The following is an 18,203-nucleotide window of genomic DNA, read 5'->3' as shown; positions in this document are numbered from 1 at the left end:
TAGGCTGGGTGCGGTGACAGAACGAGATCAGCTTCGAGCACCGTTGGACGAGAGCGCATTGCGCGCCGAGTTGATCGGCACCGGGCTGGGCTGGCGCAAGCTCGAGGTCGTCGAGCAGACCGGCTCCACCAACGCGGACCTGCTGGCGCGGGCGGCGTCGGGCGACGACGTCGCCGGTGCCGTGCTGATCGCCGAGCACCAGACCGCCGGGCGGGGCCGGCACGGCCGAGGCTGGTCCGCCACGCCGCGGGCCCAGATCACCATGTCGGTCGGGGTCAGCGTCGTCGACGTCCCGACCACCGGATGGGGCTGGCTGCCGCTGGCCACCGGGGTGGCGGTGGTCGACACCGTGACGCCGCTGCTGGCGGGCACCGGGGCGCGAGCGGGTCTCAAATGGCCCAACGACGTGCTGGCCGGCCCGCCGGGTTCGCCGGGCAAGCTGGCCGGGATCCTCGCCGAGGTGGCGAAGCCCGTCGTCGTTATCGGCCTGGGGCTCAACGTGACTCAGTCCGCCGAGGAGATCGACGGCCCCGACGCGACGTCGCTGCTCGACCTGGGCGTCGCCGCGCCCGACCGCACCCGGCTGGTGTCGGCCCTGCTGCGGGAGCTGGGCCGGCGGATCGTGGCCTGGCGCGCCGCGCGCGGGGCCGACTGGGCGCTGGCCGCCGACTACCGGGCGCGCAGCCTGACCATCGGCAACCGGGTCCGCGCGCACCTGCCCGGCGGCAAGCAGGTAGACGGCACCGCGAGCGCCATCGATGACCAGGGCAGGCTCTGCCTGGAAAGCGGCGGGCAGACCGTCGTCGTCGCGGCCGGCGACGTGGTGCATTTGCGCTAGTGGCGATCGCAAGCGCGGCGGAGCCGGGTGCTGGGGGTACCTCCCGCTTGCGGGGGACGGGTCGCCACCATCGGCCTAGTTAGCCGCGAATCGTCGCGTTGCCCAGCTAATGTCGGCGGGCATGGGCTACCCGGATAACGTTCTGGCCGCCGGCGAACACGTCATCGTGCACCGCCACCCGCACTGGAAGCGGTTGATCTGGCCGGTGCTGGTTCTCATCGGGGTGACCGGGCTGGCCGCATTCGGCTCCGGATACCTCAACTCGACGCACTGGGAGCAACTCGCCAAAAACATCATCTACGGCGTCATCTGGGGGATCTGGCTGGTGATCGTGGGCTGGCTGACGTTGTGGCCGTTCCTGAGCTGGCTGACCACCCATTTCGTGGTGACCAACCGGCGGGTGATGTTCCGGCACGGCGTGCTCACCCGCACCGGCATCGACATCCCGCTGGCCCGGATCAACAGCGTCGAATTCCGCGACCGGATCACCGAGCGCATGTTCCGCACGGGGACGCTGATCATCGAATCGGCGTCACAAGATCCGTTGGAGTTCTACGACATTCCGCGGCTGCGCGAGGTGCACGCGCTGCTGTATCACGAAGTCTTCGACACCCTGGGATCCGAGGAATCGCCCAGCTGACCCAGCCGGCCGGCGCGGTTGCGCCAGGAGCGCAGCAGCGTGACGTTGCCGCCCTCGATCTCGTCCTCGAAGATCTCGGCGATACCGCCGGCGGTAAGCGCGGATTCCAGCGCCTTCTCGGGGTCGCGCGCAAACTGATCGGGAAACACCCAGCGGCGGAACGCCCAGAACCGGAACGCCATCTGCAGCAAGTTCCCGATGATGTACGCCGAGATGAAGTCTGCGACGTTCTCCACCGCCAGCGACACCGTTGGCTCGCGCAGCTGCAACACGTAGCTGGAGAACCACAGCGGAGCCATGGACAGCAGCACCCCGACGCCGCTGAACGCGAAGAACAACAGCGCCTCGTGGTGGCGCTCGCGCCCGCCGCGATTGCGGAAGCTCCATTCCCGGTTCAGCACATAAGACGCGATGACCGCGACAATGCCCGCAATCACCTTTGCGGTCACCGGTTTCGGTTCCAGAATTGTCAGCTTCAGCGTATAGAAAATCGCCGAATCGATGACGAATGTGGTTCCGCCGACGATGGCGAATTTGATCAGTTCGTGGTGGCGTTGCAAATAGGGCTGCATAACCCTAGGTAGACGCGCGATCGTGGCTTCGGCGAAGGACACAACACGTCAGTCTACGGACGGACACAAATTCGACGCAAAATCGTACATAACAATTCGGTGTCAGCGCCGGTCAACATGCCTTTGGCGCCGGTTTGTTTCGCCGTGACACCATGATGGCCGTGCCGACTACACGCCCAGCGGGCGCAGCCCCCACCGCAGCTCCCCGCGCCGCCCCGCGCGGCGTCCCCGTGGTCGCAATGGTCGGTGGCGGTCAGCTCGCCCGGATGACCCACCAAGCCGCGATCGCCCTGGGCCAGACGCTGAGGGTACTGGCCACTGCCGCCGACGAGCCGGCCGCGCTGGTCGCCCGCGACGTCGTCATCGGTTCGCACACCGATCTCGACGACCTTCGCGGGGTGGCCGCGGGCGCCGACGTGCTGACCTTCGACCACGAACACGTGCCCAACGAACTGCTGGAGAAGCTGGTCGCCGAGGGCGTCAACGTGGCGCCGCCGCCACAAGCACTGGTGCACGCGCAGGACAAGCTCGTGATGCGCCGCCGGCTCGAGGCCCTCGGCGTCCCGGTACCCCGCTATGCCGAGACCCGGGGCGTCGACGAACTTGATGCCTTCGCGCGACGCATAGCCGGCCCCGTGGTCGTCAAGGCGATCCGCGGCGGCTACGACGGGCGCGGGGTGCGGATGGCGCGCGACCCGGCACACGCCCGTGAGATCGCCGAGGCCTTCCTGGCCGACGATGTGCCGCTGATGGCCGAGGAGCAGGTGAACCTGCGCCGCGAACTGTCGGCCCTGGTGGCCCGGTCACCGTTCGGCCAGGGCGCGGCGTGGCCCGTCGTCGAGACGGTGCAGAAAGACGGGATCTGCGTGCAGGTGGTCGCGCCCGCGCCGGAGCTGCCCGCCGAACGGGCCGCCGCCGCACAACAGCTGGCGTTGCGGTTGGCGGCCGAGCTCGGCGTGGTCGGGGTGCTCGCCGTCGAGCTTTTCGAGACGGTCGACGGCGAACTGCTGGTCAACGAGCTGGCGATGCGGCCGCACAACTCCGGGCACTGGACCATGGACGGATCGCGCACCAGCCAGTTCGAGCAGCACCTGCGCGCGGTACTGGACTACCCGCTCGGCGATACCGACGCCCTCGCGCCGGTGACCGTGATGGCCAACGTGCTGGGCGCGCCCGAAACCCCGAAGATGAGCGTCGACGAGCGGCTGCATCACCTGTTCGCACGGATGCCCCACGCGCGCGTCCACCTCTACGGCAAACAGGAACGTCCCGGCCGCAAGGTCGGGCACATCAACTTCGTCGGCTCCGGCCCGGCGGACCAGGAAAGCGTGGGGAAGCTGCGGGAACGCGCCGAGCTGGCGGCACACTGGTTGTCACACGCGCAGTGGACGGACGGATGGGATCCGCATGCCGGCGACGATGCAGAGCGCAGCGATGAGGAGAAGCGGCATAAATGACCATGACTAGAGCGCCTCGCGTCGGGGTGATCATGGGCAGCGACAGTGACTGGTCGGTGATGGCCGACGCCGCGACGGCGTTGGCCGAGTTCGACGTGCCGGCCGAGGTCCGGGTCGTCTCGGCGCACCGAACCCCGCAGGTGATGTTCGATTACGCGCGTGAGGCGGCCGGGCGGGGCATCGAGGTGATCATCGCCGGCGCCGGGGGAGCCGCGCACCTGCCCGGCATGGTCGCGTCCGCGACGCCGCTGCCGGTCATCGGGGTGCCGGTGCCGCTGGCGCGCCTCGACGGCCTGGACTCGTTGCTGTCGATCGTGCAGATGCCCGCCGGGGTCCCGGTGGCCACGGTCTCCATCGGGGGCGCCCGCAACGCGGGCCTGCTCGCCGTGCGCATCCTCGGCTCGTCGGACCCGGCGCTGCGGGCGCGGATCGTCGACTTCCAGGACCAGCTGGCGCGGAGCGTGCGGGCCAAGGATGAGGCGCTGCAGCAGCGTCAGGGTAAGGTTACTGGCCAGTAGCTCGGCGCCAATGGCCCACGGTGGGGGTCCCCCCGCTTGCGGGGAAAGTCGGGCGTATCCAGCAGAGTGCAAGGAGGCCGACATGGCTCAGTGGGCCGGAGACCCCACCTTTGATTTGTTCGAACTGCCCGAGGAACACATCGAACTGCGCGCGGCGATTCGGGCACTGGCGGAGAAGGAGATCGCCCCGCACGCCGCCGATGTAGACGAGAATTCCCGATTCCCGCAGGAGGCCCTGGACGCGCTGAACGCGTCGGGCTTTAACGCGGTCCACATTCCCGAGGAATACGGCGGTCAGGGCGCGGACTCGGTCGCCGCGTGCATCGTGATCGAAGAGGTCGCGCGCGTCGACGGATCCGCTTCGCTGATCCCCGCCGTCAACAAGCTGGGCACCATGGGCCTGATCCTGCAGGGCTCGGAGGAGCTGAAAAAGCAGGTGTTGCCGGCACTGGCCAAGGACGGGGCGATGGCCTCCTACGCATTGAGCGAGCGCGAAGCCGGTAGCGACGCGGCGTCGATGCGGACCAAGGCCAGGGCCGACGGGGATGACTGGATTCTCAACGGCACCAAGTGCTGGATCACCAACGGCGGCAAGTCGACCTGGTACACCGTGATGGCGGTGACCGATCCGGACAAAGGCGCCAACGGCATCTCGGCGTTCATGGTGCACAAAGACGACGAGGGCTTTTCCTTCGGCCCGAAGGAAAAGAAGATGGGCATCAAGGGCTCACCGACCACGGAGTTGTACTTCGAGAACTGCCGCATCCCGGGCGACCGGATCATCGGCGAACCCGGCACCGGGTTCAAGACCGCACTGCAGACCCTCGACCACACCCGCCCGACCGTCGGCGCGCAGGCGGTTGGCCTCGCGCAGGGCGCCGTGGACGCCGCCGTCGCCTACACCAAGGAGCGCAAGCAGTTCGGCAAGTCGATCTCGGACTTCCAGGGTGTGCAGTTCGAGCTGGCCGACATGGCGATGAAGGTCGAAGCCGCCCGGTTGATGGTCTACACCGCCGCCGCCCGCGCAGAACGCGGCGAGCCGAACCTCGGATTCATCTCCGCGGCCGCAAAGTGCTTCGCCTCCGACACCGCCATGGATGTGACGGAGGCGGCCGTGCAATTGTTCGGCGGCGCCGGCTACACCACCGACTTCCCGGTCGAGCGGATGATGCGTGACGCCAAGATCACGCAGATCTACGAGGGCACCAATCAGATTCAGCGCGTGGTGATGTCGCGAGCGTTGCTGCGCTGATGGTTTTTCGGCGATGCTGTTGCGAAGAGTCGAGCCGCACCGCTTAGGATCTGCACTCGGTGCGTGAAGTGCACACCGACGATCGGTAAACAGTCACCGACATACGTCCGACCACTGTCACAAAAGGCCTTATCGCGGCAAAGGGGTCCGCAGTGCAGAACGTGCCTTCTGATGTCCGTCCACAGCTGGCCGGGATTTGATGCCCGTGCGCGCTCCTGTGACCCCGACGGCAAGTTGGCAGTCACTGTCGTTGCTGTTGGTCGAGGACGACCGCGCCGACGCGGTGCTGGTGGAAGACCTGATCACCGACGCGGTCGCCAACATCGAGGTGGTGTGGGCGAAGTCGATGGCCCACGCCGAACGCGAGCTGGAGTCCGCCCGGCCCGACTGCGTGCTGCTGGATCTGCACCTGCCCGACGCCAGCGGGATCGACGCGCTCAACCGCATCGCCAACCTCGACGCCACCGTGCCGATCGTGGTGCTGACCGGACTGAACGACGAGTATTTCGGGGCTTCGGCGGTGGCCGCCGGCGCCCAGGACTACCTGGTCAAGGGCCGGGTCGAGCCGGAGATGTTGCGCCGAGCGCTGCTGTACGCCATCGAGCGCAAGCGCGCCGAACTCATCGCCGCCGATCTGCACGCGACGCAGTTGCGGGCCCGGGAGAACGCGTTGCTGGAACGGGGCCTGCTGCCCTCACCGCTGCTGCTGGACAACCCGGGCGTCGACATCGTCGCCCGGTACCGGCCGAGCCGCGAAGACGCGTTGCTGTGCGGAGACTTCTACGACGTCATCCAGACGACCGACCGAGTCGTGCACGTCCTGATCGGCGACGTCGCCGGGCACGGTCCGCACGAGGCGGCGCTGGGCGCGGCATTGCGGATCGCGTTTCGCGCGCTCACCTTCGCCGGTGTGCACGGCGTCGAACGGATGCGCCAGCTCGAGCGGGTCTTGTATTCGGAACGAACCGATACCGGAATCTTCGCGACAGTGCTCAGTCTCGAGATCTCGCCCGGCAGCCCGCGGGTGAGCGTCATCCGCGCCGGCCATCCCGGGATGTTGGTGCAGGCCGGGGGAACCGTCCAATGGCACGAGCCGGCCGGTGGCCCGGCGCTGGGCCTGCACGCCGGCGATTGGCCGTCCGAGGAGCTGGACCTGCCCACCGGGTGTGCCCTGCTCTTGCTGACCGACGGACTCTTCGAGGGATATTCGGGAGAGGGCACGCAACGTCTCGGCGAGGACGGCTTGCTTGCCCTGGCCCGCGCGCACGCGGATCAGCCCGGCCCCGCGTTCGTCGACGCGCTCATCAACGGTGCCCAGACGCTCGCCCAGCCACGCGGCGGTCTGACCGATGACATCGCCGTTCTGCGCATCGAAAGGACTATCAAGTGATCGCGTCGCGTGCGTCTCGGCTCACGGATCTCACCGTGCGGGGATGGCTGGCGTTGGTGCTGTGGGTCATGGGCGTAACGGTGCTCGTCGGGGCGCTGGCCGGCGCCGTGTTGCTGCACCGCACCGACGAGGTGGCGCGCCAGATGGCCCAGAACATTCAGCCGGCGCGCGTCGCCGCTGCGCGCTTGCAGGCGGCTCTGCGTGACCAGGAGACGGGCATGCGGGGCTACCTGATGGCCGCCGACCGGCAGTTCCTCGCGCCGTATTACGACGGGCAGCGCGCCGAACAGGCTGCGGCCGACGAGGTTCGGCGTCTGGTCGGCGGGCGCGCGGAGCTCATGGCCGACCTGGACGCGGTGGAGGCCGCCGCCGCCGACTGGCGGACAAACTATGCCGAGGCACTGATCGCCCGCGTGGCTCCCAAGACGCCGACCTATCTCAGCCCCGGCACGGCCGACATGGGCAAGGTCAAATTCGACCATCTGCGTGAGCTTTTCGACACGCAGAACACCCACCTGGCGACGGCTTCTGCGGCGGCCATCGACGAGCTCAACGAGTTCAACGGCTGGCGCGATTGGGTGCTGGGTAGCACGGTGCTGATCGTCATCGGGGCGGCCCTGGTGCTGGGGCTGCTCAGTCGAGCCGTGATCACCCGGCCGATCGCGGCGCTGGCCGCGTCCTGCCGGCGGATAACCGAGGGCAATTTCGAGGAGACGATCTCGCCTCCGCGGCGGCCCAGGGACATCCGCAAGATGGCGATCGACGTGGAGGACATGCGCAAGCGCATCGTCGAGGAACTCGCGGCGTCGCGGTTGGCGCAGGAGCAGCTGGACGAGCAGACCGCCGAATTGCGCCGCTCCAACACCGAACTCGAGCAGTTCGCCTACGTCGCCTCCCATGACCTGCAGGAGCCGCTGCGCAAGGTCGCCTCGTTCTGCCAGCTGCTGGAGCGCCGGTACGCCGACAAGCTCGACGAGCGCGGCATCGAATACATCGGGTTCGCGGTCGACGGCGCCAAGCGCATGCAGGCGCTGATCAACGACCTGCTCACCTTCTCCCGGGTCGGCCGGCTGGGCACCACCGAAACCGAGGTGCAGCTCGACGCGACGCTCGATGCCGGCCTGGCCAACCTGGCCGTCGCGGTTGAGGAAACGGATGCCCAAATCGTCCGCCCGGCGCAGCCGCTGCCGCAGATCGTCGGGGATCCCATGCTGTTGACGATGCTGTGGCAGAACTTGATCGGCAACGCAATCAAGTTCCGGCACAAGGACCGTCGGCCCCGCATCGTCATCGAATGCGCGCCCGGGACCGGCATCCATGACCGCGAATGGCTGCTGAGTGTGGCCGACAATGGCATCGGCATCCCGGAGGAATTCTCCGACAAGGTCTTCGTGATCTTCCAGCGGCTGCACGGCCGGGATGTGTACGCCGGCACCGGAGTAGGCCTGGCACTGGTCAAGAAGATCATCGAGCATCACGGCGGCACCGTCCGGATCGACACGTCCTACACCGAGGGGACCCGATTCGAATTCACCCTTCCCATGCCCGAACCCGTCGACGAAGCAGACTCGGTTGCTTTGGAAGGAGCGCATCAATGACCACGCCGGAAGGCAGAGCAATCGACATCCTGCTCGTCGAGGACGACCCGGGCGACGAGCTCATCACGCGAGAAGCGTTCGAGCACAACAAGCTCAAGAACAGGCTCCACGTCGCCCATGACGGGGAGGAAGGCCTCAATTACCTTTACCGGCGCGGCGAGTTCGCCGACGCGCCGCGGCCCGACCTGATCCTGCTCGACCTGAATCTGCCCAAATACGATGGCCGCCAGCTACTGGAGAAGGTCAAGTCCGACCCCGACCTGGCGCGCATCCCGGTCGTGGTGCTCACCACCTCCTCGGCGGAGGAGGACATCCTCAAGAGCTACAAGTTGCACGCCAACGCCTACGTCACCAAACCCGTTGACCTGGACCAATTCATGAAGGCCGTCCGGCAGATCGACGAGTTCTTCGTCCAGGTCGTGCGGTTGCCGGGCAACGGCGCCTAGCCGGGGTCACTGCGACTCCGAGTGCCGCCGCGCGAACCAGGTGATCAGGCGCCCGAGGAGGATCAGCAGCAGCACGAACACGATCAGCAGGAACGCCGCGTCGTAGGACAGGTCGCGAGCCGCCCTCGAGGGCAGGTTGTAGAACGTCCAGATCGGGTAGGTCAGATAGCCGACCGGTGAGTCGGTGAGCTTTCCGCTCGGGACCGAATTCGACCAGCCCGCCGTGTACAACATCGGCGCCGTCTCGCCGACCGCCAGCGCGAGCGCCACCAGCAGGCCCGTGACGATTCCCGGGATGGCCGACTTGAGCACGATCTTGCGCAGCGTCCAACCGAGCGGCAGCCCGAGCGCCTCCGCCCCTTCCCGGTAGGACGTGGGCACCTGGGCAAGCGCGGATTCGGTGGCCTTGGCGATGTACGGAATGCTCATTGCCGAGAGCGTCAGCACCCCGGCCGCCAGGGAAAACCCCCAGCCGAACTTCACCACCAGCGCCAGATAGCCGACGTATCCGAGCACGATCGACGGGATGCCGGCCAGGATTTCGTAGGCGCCGCGCAGAATGGAACGCGTTCTGCCACCGGCGAATTCGGAGAGATAGATGCCGGTCAACACGCTGACGGTGCCGCCGACCAGCATGACGCCGACGCCGACGACGACGGTCCCGGCGATGGCGTTGCGCAGCCCGCCACCGTTGCCGCGGGTGTTTTCGGTCAACACACTCCATTTGAAGACCGGTAACGCGCGCCCGACGACCTCGATCAGCATCCACAGTGTCGGCACGACCACCACCGCCAGGCAGCACACGCACGCGACCCAGAACAGCGCGTTGACGACCTTGCGCCGGGTACCGACCACGTCAGACTCCCCGCCCCACCGGCAGTGCCGTGCCCGACACCCGCCGCACCATCGCGCGGGCCGCGATGTTGGTCAGCAACGTGATCACCATCAGCACCAGGGAGACCTCGGCCAGGGTCTTCACCGCGAAGTCGGTGAAGTCGGTCATCGCCGAATCCAGCTGCGACACAACGGTGGCGGCGATGGTGGTCATCGTCGCGTAGATGTTGGCGGGCATCGCGCCCAACACCGCGCCGGACACCATGGCGACGGCCATCGTCTCGCCCAACGCGCGCCCGAGCCCGAGCACGACGGCGCCGACGATGCCGCTCGACACCCACGGCAGGGTGACCCGCCGCGCGCACTCCCAGTCGGTCATTCCCAGTGCGACGGCACCCTCGCGCGGCAACAACGGCACCTGGCGGATCAGGTCACGGGTGGTGCTGGCGATGATGGGAATGACCATCACCGCCAGCACCAGGCCGGACACCAACAAGCCCTCGCCGTTGCCGGTATTGCCGCGGAAGTAGCTCAGCACCGGCACGTCGGGGGCGTTGCGGGCGATCACCGGAGCCACGTAGTGGGCGATGAACGGCCCGAACGTCATCGCGCCCCACAGGCCGACGATGACGCTGGGAATGCCGGCGAGCAGTTCGAGCACCATGCCGATGGCCGACGCGAGACGCTTCGGCAACCGCTCCACGATCACCAGCGCCGCCCCGATCGACACCGGCACCCCGATGATCAGGGCGATCGCCGAGGTCGCCAGGGTCCCGACGATCAGCGGCAGCGCGCCGTAGTAGGCGCCGACCGGATGTCGGACGCCACGGGTGACGACGGCGTCGCCATACGTGTTGCCGGGGTTCCAGTCGGTGCCGGTGAAGAAGTGCAGCCCGTTGACCCTGATCGCGGGCAGCGCCTCGAGCAGCAGGGTTGCGAGCACGAACACCAGCGCGAGCAGCGGAACCACCGCGCCCACGGCACCCAGGGAGCGGATGGCCAGGCCCGGGCGGCGCACGCCGCGGATCCGCCGCAGCGCGCCCCCCATCACGTCGGTCACCGAATCCTTACTGGCCGCTGATCTTGGCGATCTGGGCGTCCGAGGACTTCACCACCTCGGCCGGCAGCGGCTGGAAGTGAACCTTGTCCAGGAACGAGGCGTTGTTGCCGTCGGTGATCGCCCAGTGCAGGAACGCCTGCAGGGTCTGGGCGGTGGCGGCGTCCTTCTGCCCCGTGTTGACGATGGCGTACTCGTAGTTGACGATCGGGTAGCCGTCCGCGGCCAGGCCGTTGATCAGCGAGATCGCCTGATTCGCCGGGGTTTTCGAGGCGAAGCCGGACGCCGCGGCCGCAATGCTCTTGGCGTCGGGCAGCAGGTACTTGTCGGAGGCGTTGGCCAGCTGCGCCTCGCCGAGCCCCTTCTGCTGGGCCTGGTCGAGGAAGCTGATGCCGATGTAGGCCACGCAGCCCGGGGTGTCGGCGCAGCCGGTCACCATGCCGCCGTTGCCGTTCTCGCCCAGCGCGCCGGGCACCGTCGGGAAGGCGACGGTGGTGCCGAAACCGGGTGACTTCCCCCAGCCGTCGGGGTCCTGCTTGGACAGGTACTGGGTGAACAGGAAGGTGTCACCGGAGCCGTCGGAGCGGTGCAGCGGAACCACCGGCGTGGCGGGCAGATTCACGCCGGGGTTCAGCCCGGCGATCTGCGGATCGTTCCAGGTTTTGACGGTGCCGTTGTACATGGCGGCCAGCACCTTGCCGTTGAGCTTGATGTGTTCGGTGACACCGGGCAGGTTGTAGTTGATCTGCTGCGCCGAGATCGCCAGCGCGATGTTCATCAGCCCCTTGTGCGCGGCCATGTCGCCCTCGGACAGGTAGGCGTCGGAGGCGCCGATGGCGACCGCCCCGGCCCCCGCCTGGGAGATCCCGGTCCCCGAGCCGGTGCCCTGGGTGGTGATCGTGACGTTGTTGTACTTGTCGTGGTAGGCGGGGCCCCACAGGTTGAACAACGGGTACAGCAGCGTGCTGCCGGTCTCTGACAGCGTCACCGGCGATGACGCCGGTGTCGTCGCGACCGGGCCGCCGCCGCCACCCTGACTCGGCGCGCCGTTCTGCGAGTTCGAACCACACGCAGCCGCGGCCAACACCAGGGGTGCGGTCGCCGCCGCAGCCAGCAACCTGCTCATACGAACTTTCACGGTCTTCTCCTTTTCCTTTTCCTTTGTGTCCCTTGTATTTCTGTGCTCATCCGCTGATCTTGGCGATCTGGGCGTCCGAGGACTTCGCCACCTCGGCCGGCAGCGGTTGGAAGTGGACCTTGTCCAGGAACGAGGCGTTGTTGCCGTCGGTGATCGCCCAGTGCAGGAACGCCTGCAGGGTCTGGGCGGTGGCGGCGTCCTTCTGCCCGCTGTTGACGATGGCGTACTCGTAGTTGACGATCGGGTAGCCGTCCGCGGCCGGGCCGTTGATCAGCGAGATCGCCTGGTTCGCCGGGGTTTTCGAGGCGGAGCCGGCGGCGGCGGCCGCAATGCTCTTGGCCTTGGGCAGCAGGTATTTGCCGGAGGCGTTGCCCAGCTTGGCCTCGCCCAGCCCGTGCTGGTCGGCCTCGTCGAGCGACCCGATGCTGGTGTAGGCCACACAGCCGGGGTTCGCGGCGCAGCCGGTCACCATGGCACCGTCGCCGTTTTCGCCCAGCGCGCCGGGCACCGCCGGGAAGGCGACGGTAGTGCCGAAACCGGGCGAGCGGCCCCAACCATCGGGGTCCTGCTTGGACAGGTACTGGGTGAACTGAAACGTGCTACCGGACCCGTCGGAGCGGTGCAGCGGAACCACCGGGGTGTCCGGGAGCTGCAGGCCGGGGTTGATGCCGGCGACCTGCGGGTCGTTCCAGGTTTTGATGGCGCCCCGATACATGGCGGCCAGTACCTTGCCGTTGAGCTTGAGGTGCTGATGGACACCGGGCAGGTTGTAGTTGACCTGCTGCGCCGAAATCGTCAGCGCGATGTTCATCAATCCCTTGTGCGCGGTCATGTCGCCCTCGGACAGGTAGGCGTCGGAAGCGCCGATGATGACCGCCCCGGCCGCGACCTGGGAGATCCCGGCGCCAGAGCCGCTGCCCTGGGTGGTGACGGTGACGTTCGGGTACTTCGCCCGATAGGCGGCGCCCCACTCACTGAACAGCGGGTAGAGCAGCGTGCTGCCGGTCTCCGAGAGCTCCATCGTGGATGTGGCCGGTGCCGTCGCGACGCTGCGGGCGGTCGGCCCGGTACTCGCCGCACCACCTGTGGCCTGCGAACCGCAGGCTGCGATCCCCAGGGCCGGCGGCCCAATGGCCACCAGGCCAAGCAGCGTACCCAGACGAATCTTCACGTCCTCGCTTCCTCTTGTCCGGCGGTCCCTCTAGTGACTGTCCGCGACCCCGGCCGGGTGCGAGGAGCCCTCGGCCGGCCGGAACGGCGCGAAGTAGCGGACGGTCTCCTCGTGCTTCGGCGATAGGAACAACTGCTTGGTCGGCCCCTCCTCGACCAGCCTTCCCTCGAAAAAGAAGGCTGTCCGGTCGCCGGTGCGGGCGGCCTGCGCGAGGTCGTGCGTGACCATGATCACGGTCAGCCGGTCGGCGAGTGATCGGATGAGCCCCTCGATCTTTTCGGTTGTGGTCGGGTCCAGCGAGGAGGTGGGCTCGTCGAGCAACAGCACCTCCGGGTTGACGGCAAGGGCGCGGGCCAGGCACAACAGCTGCTGCTGGCCACCGGAGAGCCGGAATGGTGAATCACCGAGCCGATCCCTGACCGCATCCCAGAGGCCGACCTCGGTGAGCCGGGCCTCGGCGACGTTTTTGAACTCCCTGCGCGGCACCATTTTGTGAGCGCGCACGCCGGCCACCACGTTGTCCATGATCGACATCGGGAACGGATTGGGACGCTGGAACAGCATGCCGACGCTGCGGCGAAACTCCATCAGGTCGCGGTCGGCGAAGATGGTGCGTCCGCCCAACAGCACATCACCGCTGTGCCGGAATCCGGAGACCTTGTCGTTCATCCGGTTCAGGGTGCGCAGGAAGGTGGTTTTGCCCGAGCCGGTCGGGCCCAGCAGGGTGGTGACGGAACGGGCCGGGAAGTCGAGGCTGACCTGCTCGAGGACTGTCTTGGGGCCGAATCCCAGGGTCAGGTCGACCGCGCGCAGCGGTTGGCCGCCATCGTCGGCGGCAGGAGCCGCAACTGCGGCAGGTATTCGTTCTTTGCGACGCATTGACAACCGATGCTACGTGTTTGCGCGCGGCACGCGTTCACCGCTCATTAACCTCTTATTGTTTGTCAAGGGTTTGTATATTCGCGATTGGTTAAATTTTGTTGACGATCGAAGGAGTTTCGTGAGGTTCGCTCGATCTGGTGTCGCACTGGGCCTGGTGGCCGTCACCGCCCTGGCGCTGGCAGGGTGTGGCGGCGAGTCGAACTCGTCCGGCGCCAAGGCGCCGTCGGTGGACTGCGGTGGCAAGAAGGTGTTGAAGGACAGCGGCTCGACAGCGCAGCAGAACGCGATCGAACAATTCGTCTACGCCTACGTTCGCGCGTGCCCCGGCTACACGCTGGATTACAACGCGAACGGGTCCGGCGCCGGCGTGACGGAATTCGTCAACAACCAGACCGACCTCGCCGGTTCCGATGTCCCGCTGGACCCCTCCACGGGCCAGAACGACCGGGCGGCGCAGCGGTGCGGTTCGCCGGCCTGGGACCTGCCCACCGTGTTCGGACCGATCGCGGTCACCTACCACCTCAGTGGGGTGAACGGGCTGAAATTGGATGGGCCGACCGTCGCGAAGATCTTCAACGGGGCCATCACCAAGTGGGACGACCCGGCGCTAAAGGCGGTCAACTCGGGCCTCAACCTGCCCTCGACGCCCATCACGGTCATCTTCCGCAGCGACAAATCCGGTACCACTGCGAATTTTCAGAAGTACCTCGATGGTGCGTCCGACGGCGCCTGGGGCAAGGGCGGCAGCGAGACGTTCAACGGTGGCGTCGGGCAGGGTGCCAGCGGGAACAATGGCACGTCCGCGCTGCTGCAGAACACCGAGGGATCGATCACCTACAACGAGTGGTCCTTCGCCGTGGGCAAGCAGCTGAGCATGGCGTCGATCATCACGTCGGCGGGCCCGGACGCGGTGGCCATCACCAAGGACTCCGTCGAGAAGACGATCGCCGGGGCCACCTTCAGCGGGCAGGGCAACGACCTGGTGCTGGACACCTCGTCGTTCTACAAGCCGACCCAGTCCGGCGCGTACCCGATCGTGCTCGCGACCTATGAAATCGTGTGCTCGAAATACCCCGACGCGGCCACGGGCAAGGCGGTGAAGGCGTTCATGCAGGCGGCGATCGGTCCGGGCCAGGACGGTTTGGAGCAGTACGGTTCCATCCCGCTGCCCAGCTCGTTCACGACGAAGCTGTCGAGCGCGGTCAATGCGATTTCCTGACGATACGAAGGAGGCTCGAGGGTGAGCGATAGCGCGCCGGCCTCACTGGTCGGGTCCTGGTTCGGCCCCTACCGGCTGGTGCGACTTCTGCGTCAGGGCGGCATGGGCGAGGTATACGAGGCCGAGGACACCCGCAAGCGCCGCATGGTGGCCCTGAAACTGATCTCGCAGCAGTTCACCGGCAACTCGGAGTTCCGCGCGCGCCTGCAGCGCGAGGCCGACATCGCGGGACGGCTGACCGAACCGCATGTGGTGCCGATCCACGACTACGGCGAGTTCGACGGGCGCTTCTACGTGGACATGCGTCTTGTCGACGGCGTCGATCTCGGCACGCTGTTGCACCGGGACGGGCCGTTGGCCCCACCGCGGGCGATCGCCATCATCCGTCAGGTCGCCTCCGCACTCGACGCGGCGCACGCCGCCGGGGTGATGCACCGCGACGTCACCCCGGGGAACATCCTGGTCACCCCCAGCGACTTCGCTTACCTGGCGGACTTCGGCATCGCGCAGGCCGCGACGGATCCGGGCCTGACCCAGGTTGGGACCGCGATCGGAACGTATTACTACATGGCCCCGGAACGCTTCACCGACGACAAAGTCACCCACAGCGTCGACATCTATTCGCTCGCATGTGTTTTGAGCGAGTGCCTGACCGGCTCACCGCCGTACCGGGCCGATACCATCGAACGGCTGGTCGCCGCGCATTTGACGAAGACGGCCCCCTCGCCCAGCCAGTTGCGCCCCGGCGTGTGTCCGCCCGCCCTCGATGACGTGATCGCCAAGGGCATGGCCAAACGTCCCGAGGATCGCTATCGCACCGCAGGCGAATTCGCCGCCGCCGCCCATGACGCGCTGACCACATCCGAGCAGCGGAAGGCCACCAACATTCTGCGCGAGGGACAGAGCGCGGCCCTGGGCGCCGCCGCAAACGCTCCGGCGCGCGGGCCGCATTCGTTCGCCCCGTCGCCGGGTGCCGACACCGTGGCGGGTCCGTGGCCATCCGGGGGTGTGAACAGGATCGACCGCTCCGGCTCTAGACCCTCGCTGATCCGTGCCGCCCCAACGAGTTCCGGTCGCATTTATGGACCGGGCACGGACTTCGGGCGTCCCGCGAACGACAACAAACGTAGACAGTGGATCATCGTCGGCGCCATCGCTCTGGTCGCGCTGGTCGCTTTCGTCGTGGCGGTCGTCGGCTACCTGTCCACCGAATCCTCTGGGCCGTCGAAACAGGCGAGCGGTCAAAATCTGTTGCCGTTCAAGGGCATTGACTTCCGCTTGTCTCCGGGCGGGGTGGCGCTGGACAGCGCCGGCAACGTCTACGTGACCAGCGAAGGCATGTATGGCCGTGCGGTGAAGCTGACGACCGGTTCGGACGCCACGACGGTGCTGCCGTTCAACGGGCTCTACGAGCCGCAGGGCTTGGCCGTCGACGGCGCGGGCACCGTGTACGTCGCCGATTTCAACAACCGGGTGGTCAGCATGGCCGCCGGTTCCAACAGCCAGAAGGAGCTGCCGTTCAGCGGCCTGAGCTATCCGGAGGGCGTCGCGGTCGACAGCCAGGGCGCCGTGTATGTCGCCGACCGCGGCAACAGCAGGGTGGTGAAGCTGGCGGCGGGATCCAAGACCCAGACCGTGCTGCCTTTCAACGGACTCAAGAACCCGGACGGGGTGGCCGTCGATCCCGCGGGCAACGTCTACGTCGCGGACACCGACAACAACAGGGTGGTCAAACTCGACGCTGCGTCGAATACCGCGTCGGAGTTGCCATTTCACGACCTGTCCGTGCCGTGGGGGATCGCCGTGGACAACAGCGGCACCGTGTACGTCACCGAGCACGACAAGAACGACGTCGTCAAATACCCTCAGGGCGCAACCACCGGGACGGTCGTGCCGTTCACCGGACTCAACACCCCCTTGGCGGTGACTGTCGATAAGGACCAGAACGTCTACGTCGCCGACCGCGGCAACGACCGGGTGGTCAAGCTGACGCCGTGAGGGGGCTACAACGCGCCCAGGTACTCCTCGGTGTGCTGGCCGAGGGCGGGCGGGGGTTCGGCGGCCGCCGCGTCGAAGCTGGAATAGCGTGCCGGAGTGCGGATTACCGTGACCTCATCCGCGCCCTCGCCGACCGGCAGGGCCAGTTCGTTCTCGGCGAACAGCGCGGTGCCGACCACTTGCTTCCAGGTGTAGGCGTGGCAGGCCATCAGGCCGCCCTCCTGTAGCAGCCGGACCCATTCGTCCGCGGTCTTTGCGGCCAGGGCCTTCTCGAGTTCCTCGGTCAGTTCGGGATAGTTGAGCGCCCGCGCGCGCTGGTCGACGAACCGCTCGTCGTCGCGCATGTCGGGCCGGCCGATGATCTCGCACAGCTTGTCCCAGTGCTTGGGCACATAGGCGCTGATCACCAGGTAGCCGTCAGCGGCCTTGAAGGCGTCCGACGGCTGAGTGGCGAACCCAACACCCTTGCGCCGCTTAGGCTTTGGTGCGGCGTCGGGCTTAACGACGTCGCTCGGTTTGTTCAGGTGAATGGTCAGCTGACTGGCCTGCAGGCTGACCGCGACGTCATACATGGCGACCCGCACGACGTCGGCGACCCCGTGGCGTTCACGGTTGAGCAGCGCGGCCAGCACCGCCTGGGCCAGCACGTGACCGCTGGCGGCGTCGACGAGTTGGAACGGGATGATCTGGGGTTTGCCGGTCGGCGTGGGCATCCCGGTGGTCATGCCCGACTCGGCGGCGACCATCAGGTCGACCCCCGGCCGGCTGCCCTGCGGGCCGTTGCCGCCGTACGCGGAAAGACGCGCGTAGATGAGCTTGGGATTGCGTGATTGCAGCTCGTCGGGACCCAGGCCCATGCGTTCCATCACCCCGGGCCGAAACCCTTCCAGCACAACGTCGGCCGTATCGACCAGCCCCAGGATCTGCTGCTTGGCCTCGTCGCTGCGCAGGTCGGCCATCACCGACTTCTTGCCCCGGTTGTGGGGGAGGAACAGGGTGGCCAGCGGCGGGCGCCCGGGCAGTACCGCGGTGATGTGCCGGGCCGCCTCGCCGATGGGCGCCTCGATCTTGATGACTTCGGCACCCAGATCGGCCAGCACCTGTCCGGCCATCGGCCCGGCGATGTTCTGGGTGAAGTCGAGCACCCTGAATCCGTCAAGTGGCATGGCGGGCTTGCTGTTTGGCATCGCGTT

17 protein-coding genes are annotated in these 18,203 nt (G+C 67.3%); 10 read left to right on the top strand and 7 right to left on the bottom strand.

The annotated features are described in order from the left end of the window. Positions 1 to 13 precede the first annotated feature (13 nt). Both A5753_RS13310 and A5753_RS13305 read left to right on the top strand, forming a co-directional pair. Positions 14 to 838, top strand: a complete 825-nt coding sequence (locus tag A5753_RS13310; protein WP_067128360.1) for a biotin--[acetyl-CoA-carboxylase] ligase — start codon at positions 14 to 16, stop codon at positions 836 to 838. Between the two features lie 121 nt (positions 839 to 959). Further along, positions 960 to 1,478 (top strand): PH domain-containing protein, encoded by a 519-nt coding sequence (locus A5753_RS13305; RefSeq protein WP_067128527.1) that lies wholly within the window; start codon positions 960 to 962, stop codon positions 1,476 to 1,478. Here the strand turns inward: A5753_RS13305 and A5753_RS13300 are convergent. Further along, positions 1,433 to 2,092 (bottom strand): GtrA family protein, encoded by a 660-nt coding sequence (locus tag A5753_RS13300; protein WP_067128357.1) that lies wholly within the window; start codon positions 2,090 to 2,092, stop codon positions 1,433 to 1,435. The two genes, A5753_RS13305 and A5753_RS13300, sit on opposite strands and share 46 nt — an antisense overlap. 110 nt (positions 2,093 to 2,202) lie before the next feature. Between A5753_RS13300 and A5753_RS13295 the strand changes: the two genes are divergently transcribed. The 6 genes from A5753_RS13295 to A5753_RS13270 all read left to right on the top strand — a co-directional run bounded on the left by A5753_RS13295 (position 2,203) and on the right by A5753_RS13270 (position 8,711). Further along, on the top strand, positions 2,203 to 3,507 hold the full coding sequence (locus tag A5753_RS13295) for a 5-(carboxyamino)imidazole ribonucleotide synthase (protein ID WP_369829313.1): 1,305 nt from the start codon (positions 2,203 to 2,205) through the stop codon (positions 3,505 to 3,507). After that, complete coding sequence (purE, locus tag A5753_RS13290; protein ID WP_067128351.1) at positions 3,504 to 4,025, top strand: 5-(carboxyamino)imidazole ribonucleotide mutase; 522 nt, start codon at positions 3,504 to 3,506, stop codon at positions 4,023 to 4,025. The genes A5753_RS13295 and purE overlap by 4 nt, the downstream gene beginning before the upstream one ends. An 82-nt stretch (positions 4,026 to 4,107) precedes the next feature. Beyond that, a complete protein-coding gene (locus A5753_RS13285) occupies positions 4,108 to 5,277 on the top strand; it encodes an acyl-CoA dehydrogenase (RefSeq protein WP_067128348.1) in 1,170 nt (389 codons plus the stop codon). Between the two features lie 199 nt (positions 5,278 to 5,476). After that, complete coding sequence (locus tag A5753_RS13280) at positions 5,477 to 6,667, top strand: PP2C family protein-serine/threonine phosphatase (protein ID WP_067128345.1); 1,191 nt, start codon at positions 5,477 to 5,479, stop codon at positions 6,665 to 6,667. 68 nt (positions 6,668 to 6,735) lie between these two features. Then, positions 6,736 to 8,265: a CHASE3 domain-containing protein gene (locus A5753_RS13275; RefSeq protein WP_156656088.1), complete on the top strand. Its 1,530-nt coding sequence runs from the start codon at positions 6,736 to 6,738 to the stop codon at positions 8,263 to 8,265. Then, the gene (locus tag A5753_RS13270) at positions 8,262 to 8,711 is read left to right on the top strand and encodes a response regulator (RefSeq protein WP_067098765.1); all 450 of its coding nucleotides are present in this window, start codon (positions 8,262 to 8,264) and stop codon (positions 8,709 to 8,711) included. Before A5753_RS13275 ends, A5753_RS13270 begins: the two co-directional genes overlap by 4 nt. 6 nt (positions 8,712 to 8,717) lie before the next feature. Here the strand turns inward: A5753_RS13270 and pstA are convergent, their stop codons facing one another. The 5 genes from pstA to A5753_RS13245 are packed head-to-tail and all read right to left on the bottom strand — an operon-like array spanning position 8,718 to position 13,724. Continuing rightward, positions 8,718 to 9,566: a phosphate ABC transporter permease PstA gene (gene pstA, locus A5753_RS13265; RefSeq protein ID WP_067128338.1), complete on the bottom strand. Its 849-nt coding sequence runs from the start codon at positions 9,564 to 9,566 to the stop codon at positions 8,718 to 8,720. Position 9,567: 1 nt separating this feature from the next. Beyond that, complete coding sequence (pstC, locus tag A5753_RS13260; protein ID WP_067128524.1) at positions 9,568 to 10,593, bottom strand: phosphate ABC transporter permease subunit PstC; 1,026 nt, start codon at positions 10,591 to 10,593, stop codon at positions 9,568 to 9,570. A gap of 19 nt (positions 10,594 to 10,612) precedes the next feature. Then, positions 10,613 to 11,728: a phosphate ABC transporter substrate-binding protein PstS gene (gene pstS, locus A5753_RS13255; protein ID WP_082971300.1), complete on the bottom strand. Its 1,116-nt coding sequence runs from the start codon at positions 11,726 to 11,728 to the stop codon at positions 10,613 to 10,615. Positions 11,729 to 11,786: 58 nt separating this feature from the next. Further along, entirely contained in the window at positions 11,787 to 12,911 is a 1,125-nt protein-coding gene (gene pstS / locus A5753_RS13250) for a phosphate ABC transporter substrate-binding protein PstS (RefSeq protein WP_067128332.1), read from the bottom strand. 30 nt (positions 12,912 to 12,941) lie between these two features. Beyond that, positions 12,942 to 13,724 carry an ATP-binding cassette domain-containing protein gene (locus A5753_RS13245; protein WP_067128521.1) on the bottom strand — a complete coding sequence of 261 codons (783 nt, stop codon included), beginning with the start codon at positions 13,722 to 13,724 and terminating at the stop codon, positions 12,942 to 12,944. Positions 13,725 to 13,911: 187 nt separating this feature from the next. Here A5753_RS13245 and pstS (A5753_RS13240) point away from each other — a divergent pair, with 187 nt between their 5' ends. Then, entirely contained in the window at positions 13,912 to 15,012 is a 1,101-nt protein-coding gene (pstS, locus tag A5753_RS13240) for a phosphate ABC transporter substrate-binding protein PstS (RefSeq protein ID WP_067128329.1), read from the top strand. Between the two features lie 21 nt (positions 15,013 to 15,033). Continuing rightward, the gene (locus tag A5753_RS13235) at positions 15,034 to 17,010 is read left to right on the top strand and encodes a serine/threonine-protein kinase PknD (protein WP_067128326.1); all 1,977 of its coding nucleotides are present in this window, start codon (positions 15,034 to 15,036) and stop codon (positions 17,008 to 17,010) included. 5 nt (positions 17,011 to 17,015) lie between these two features. Here the strand turns inward: A5753_RS13235 and A5753_RS13230 are convergent, their stop codons facing one another. Continuing rightward, positions 17,016 to 18,197 (bottom strand): CoA transferase, encoded by a 1,182-nt coding sequence (locus A5753_RS13230; protein WP_067128324.1) that lies wholly within the window; start codon positions 18,195 to 18,197, stop codon positions 17,016 to 17,018. Between the last annotated feature and the right edge of the window lie 6 nt (positions 18,198 to 18,203).

Origin of the sequence: Mycobacterium sp. 852002-51971_SCH5477799-a (genome assembly GCF_001667145.1) — a bacterium.
GTDB lineage: Bacteria > Actinomycetota > Actinomycetes > Mycobacteriales > Mycobacteriaceae > Mycobacterium.
Note: the sequence above shows the minus strand (reverse complement) of the source record. Positions and strands in the feature narration are given on the sequence as shown.

Coding starts and splice junctions, on each gene's coding strand:
- A5753_RS13305 (WP_067128527.1), top strand. CDS start 960: ATGGGCTACCCGGATAACGTTCTGGCCGCCGGCGAACACGTCATCGTG.
- A5753_RS13295 (WP_369829313.1), top strand. CDS start 2,203: ATGATGGCCGTGCCGACTACACGCCCAGCGGGCGCAGCCCCCACCGCA.
- purE (WP_067128351.1), top strand. CDS start 3,504: ATGACCATGACTAGAGCGCCTCGCGTCGGGGTGATCATGGGCAGCGAC.
- A5753_RS13285 (WP_067128348.1), top strand. CDS start 4,108: ATGGCTCAGTGGGCCGGAGACCCCACCTTTGATTTGTTCGAACTGCCC.
- A5753_RS13280 (WP_067128345.1), top strand. CDS start 5,477: ATGCCCGTGCGCGCTCCTGTGACCCCGACGGCAAGTTGGCAGTCACTG.
- A5753_RS13275 (WP_156656088.1), top strand. CDS start 6,736: ATGGGCGTAACGGTGCTCGTCGGGGCGCTGGCCGGCGCCGTGTTGCTG.
- A5753_RS13270 (WP_067098765.1), top strand. CDS start 8,262: ATGACCACGCCGGAAGGCAGAGCAATCGACATCCTGCTCGTCGAGGAC.
- pstC (WP_067128524.1), bottom strand. CDS start 10,593: ATGGGGGGCGCGCTGCGGCGGATCCGCGGCGTGCGCCGCCCGGGCCTG.
- pstS (WP_082971300.1), bottom strand. CDS start 11,728: ATGAGCAGGTTGCTGGCTGCGGCGGCGACCGCACCCCTGGTGTTGGCC.
- A5753_RS13230 (WP_067128324.1), bottom strand. CDS start 18,197: ATGCCAAACAGCAAGCCCGCCATGCCACTTGACGGATTCAGGGTGCTC.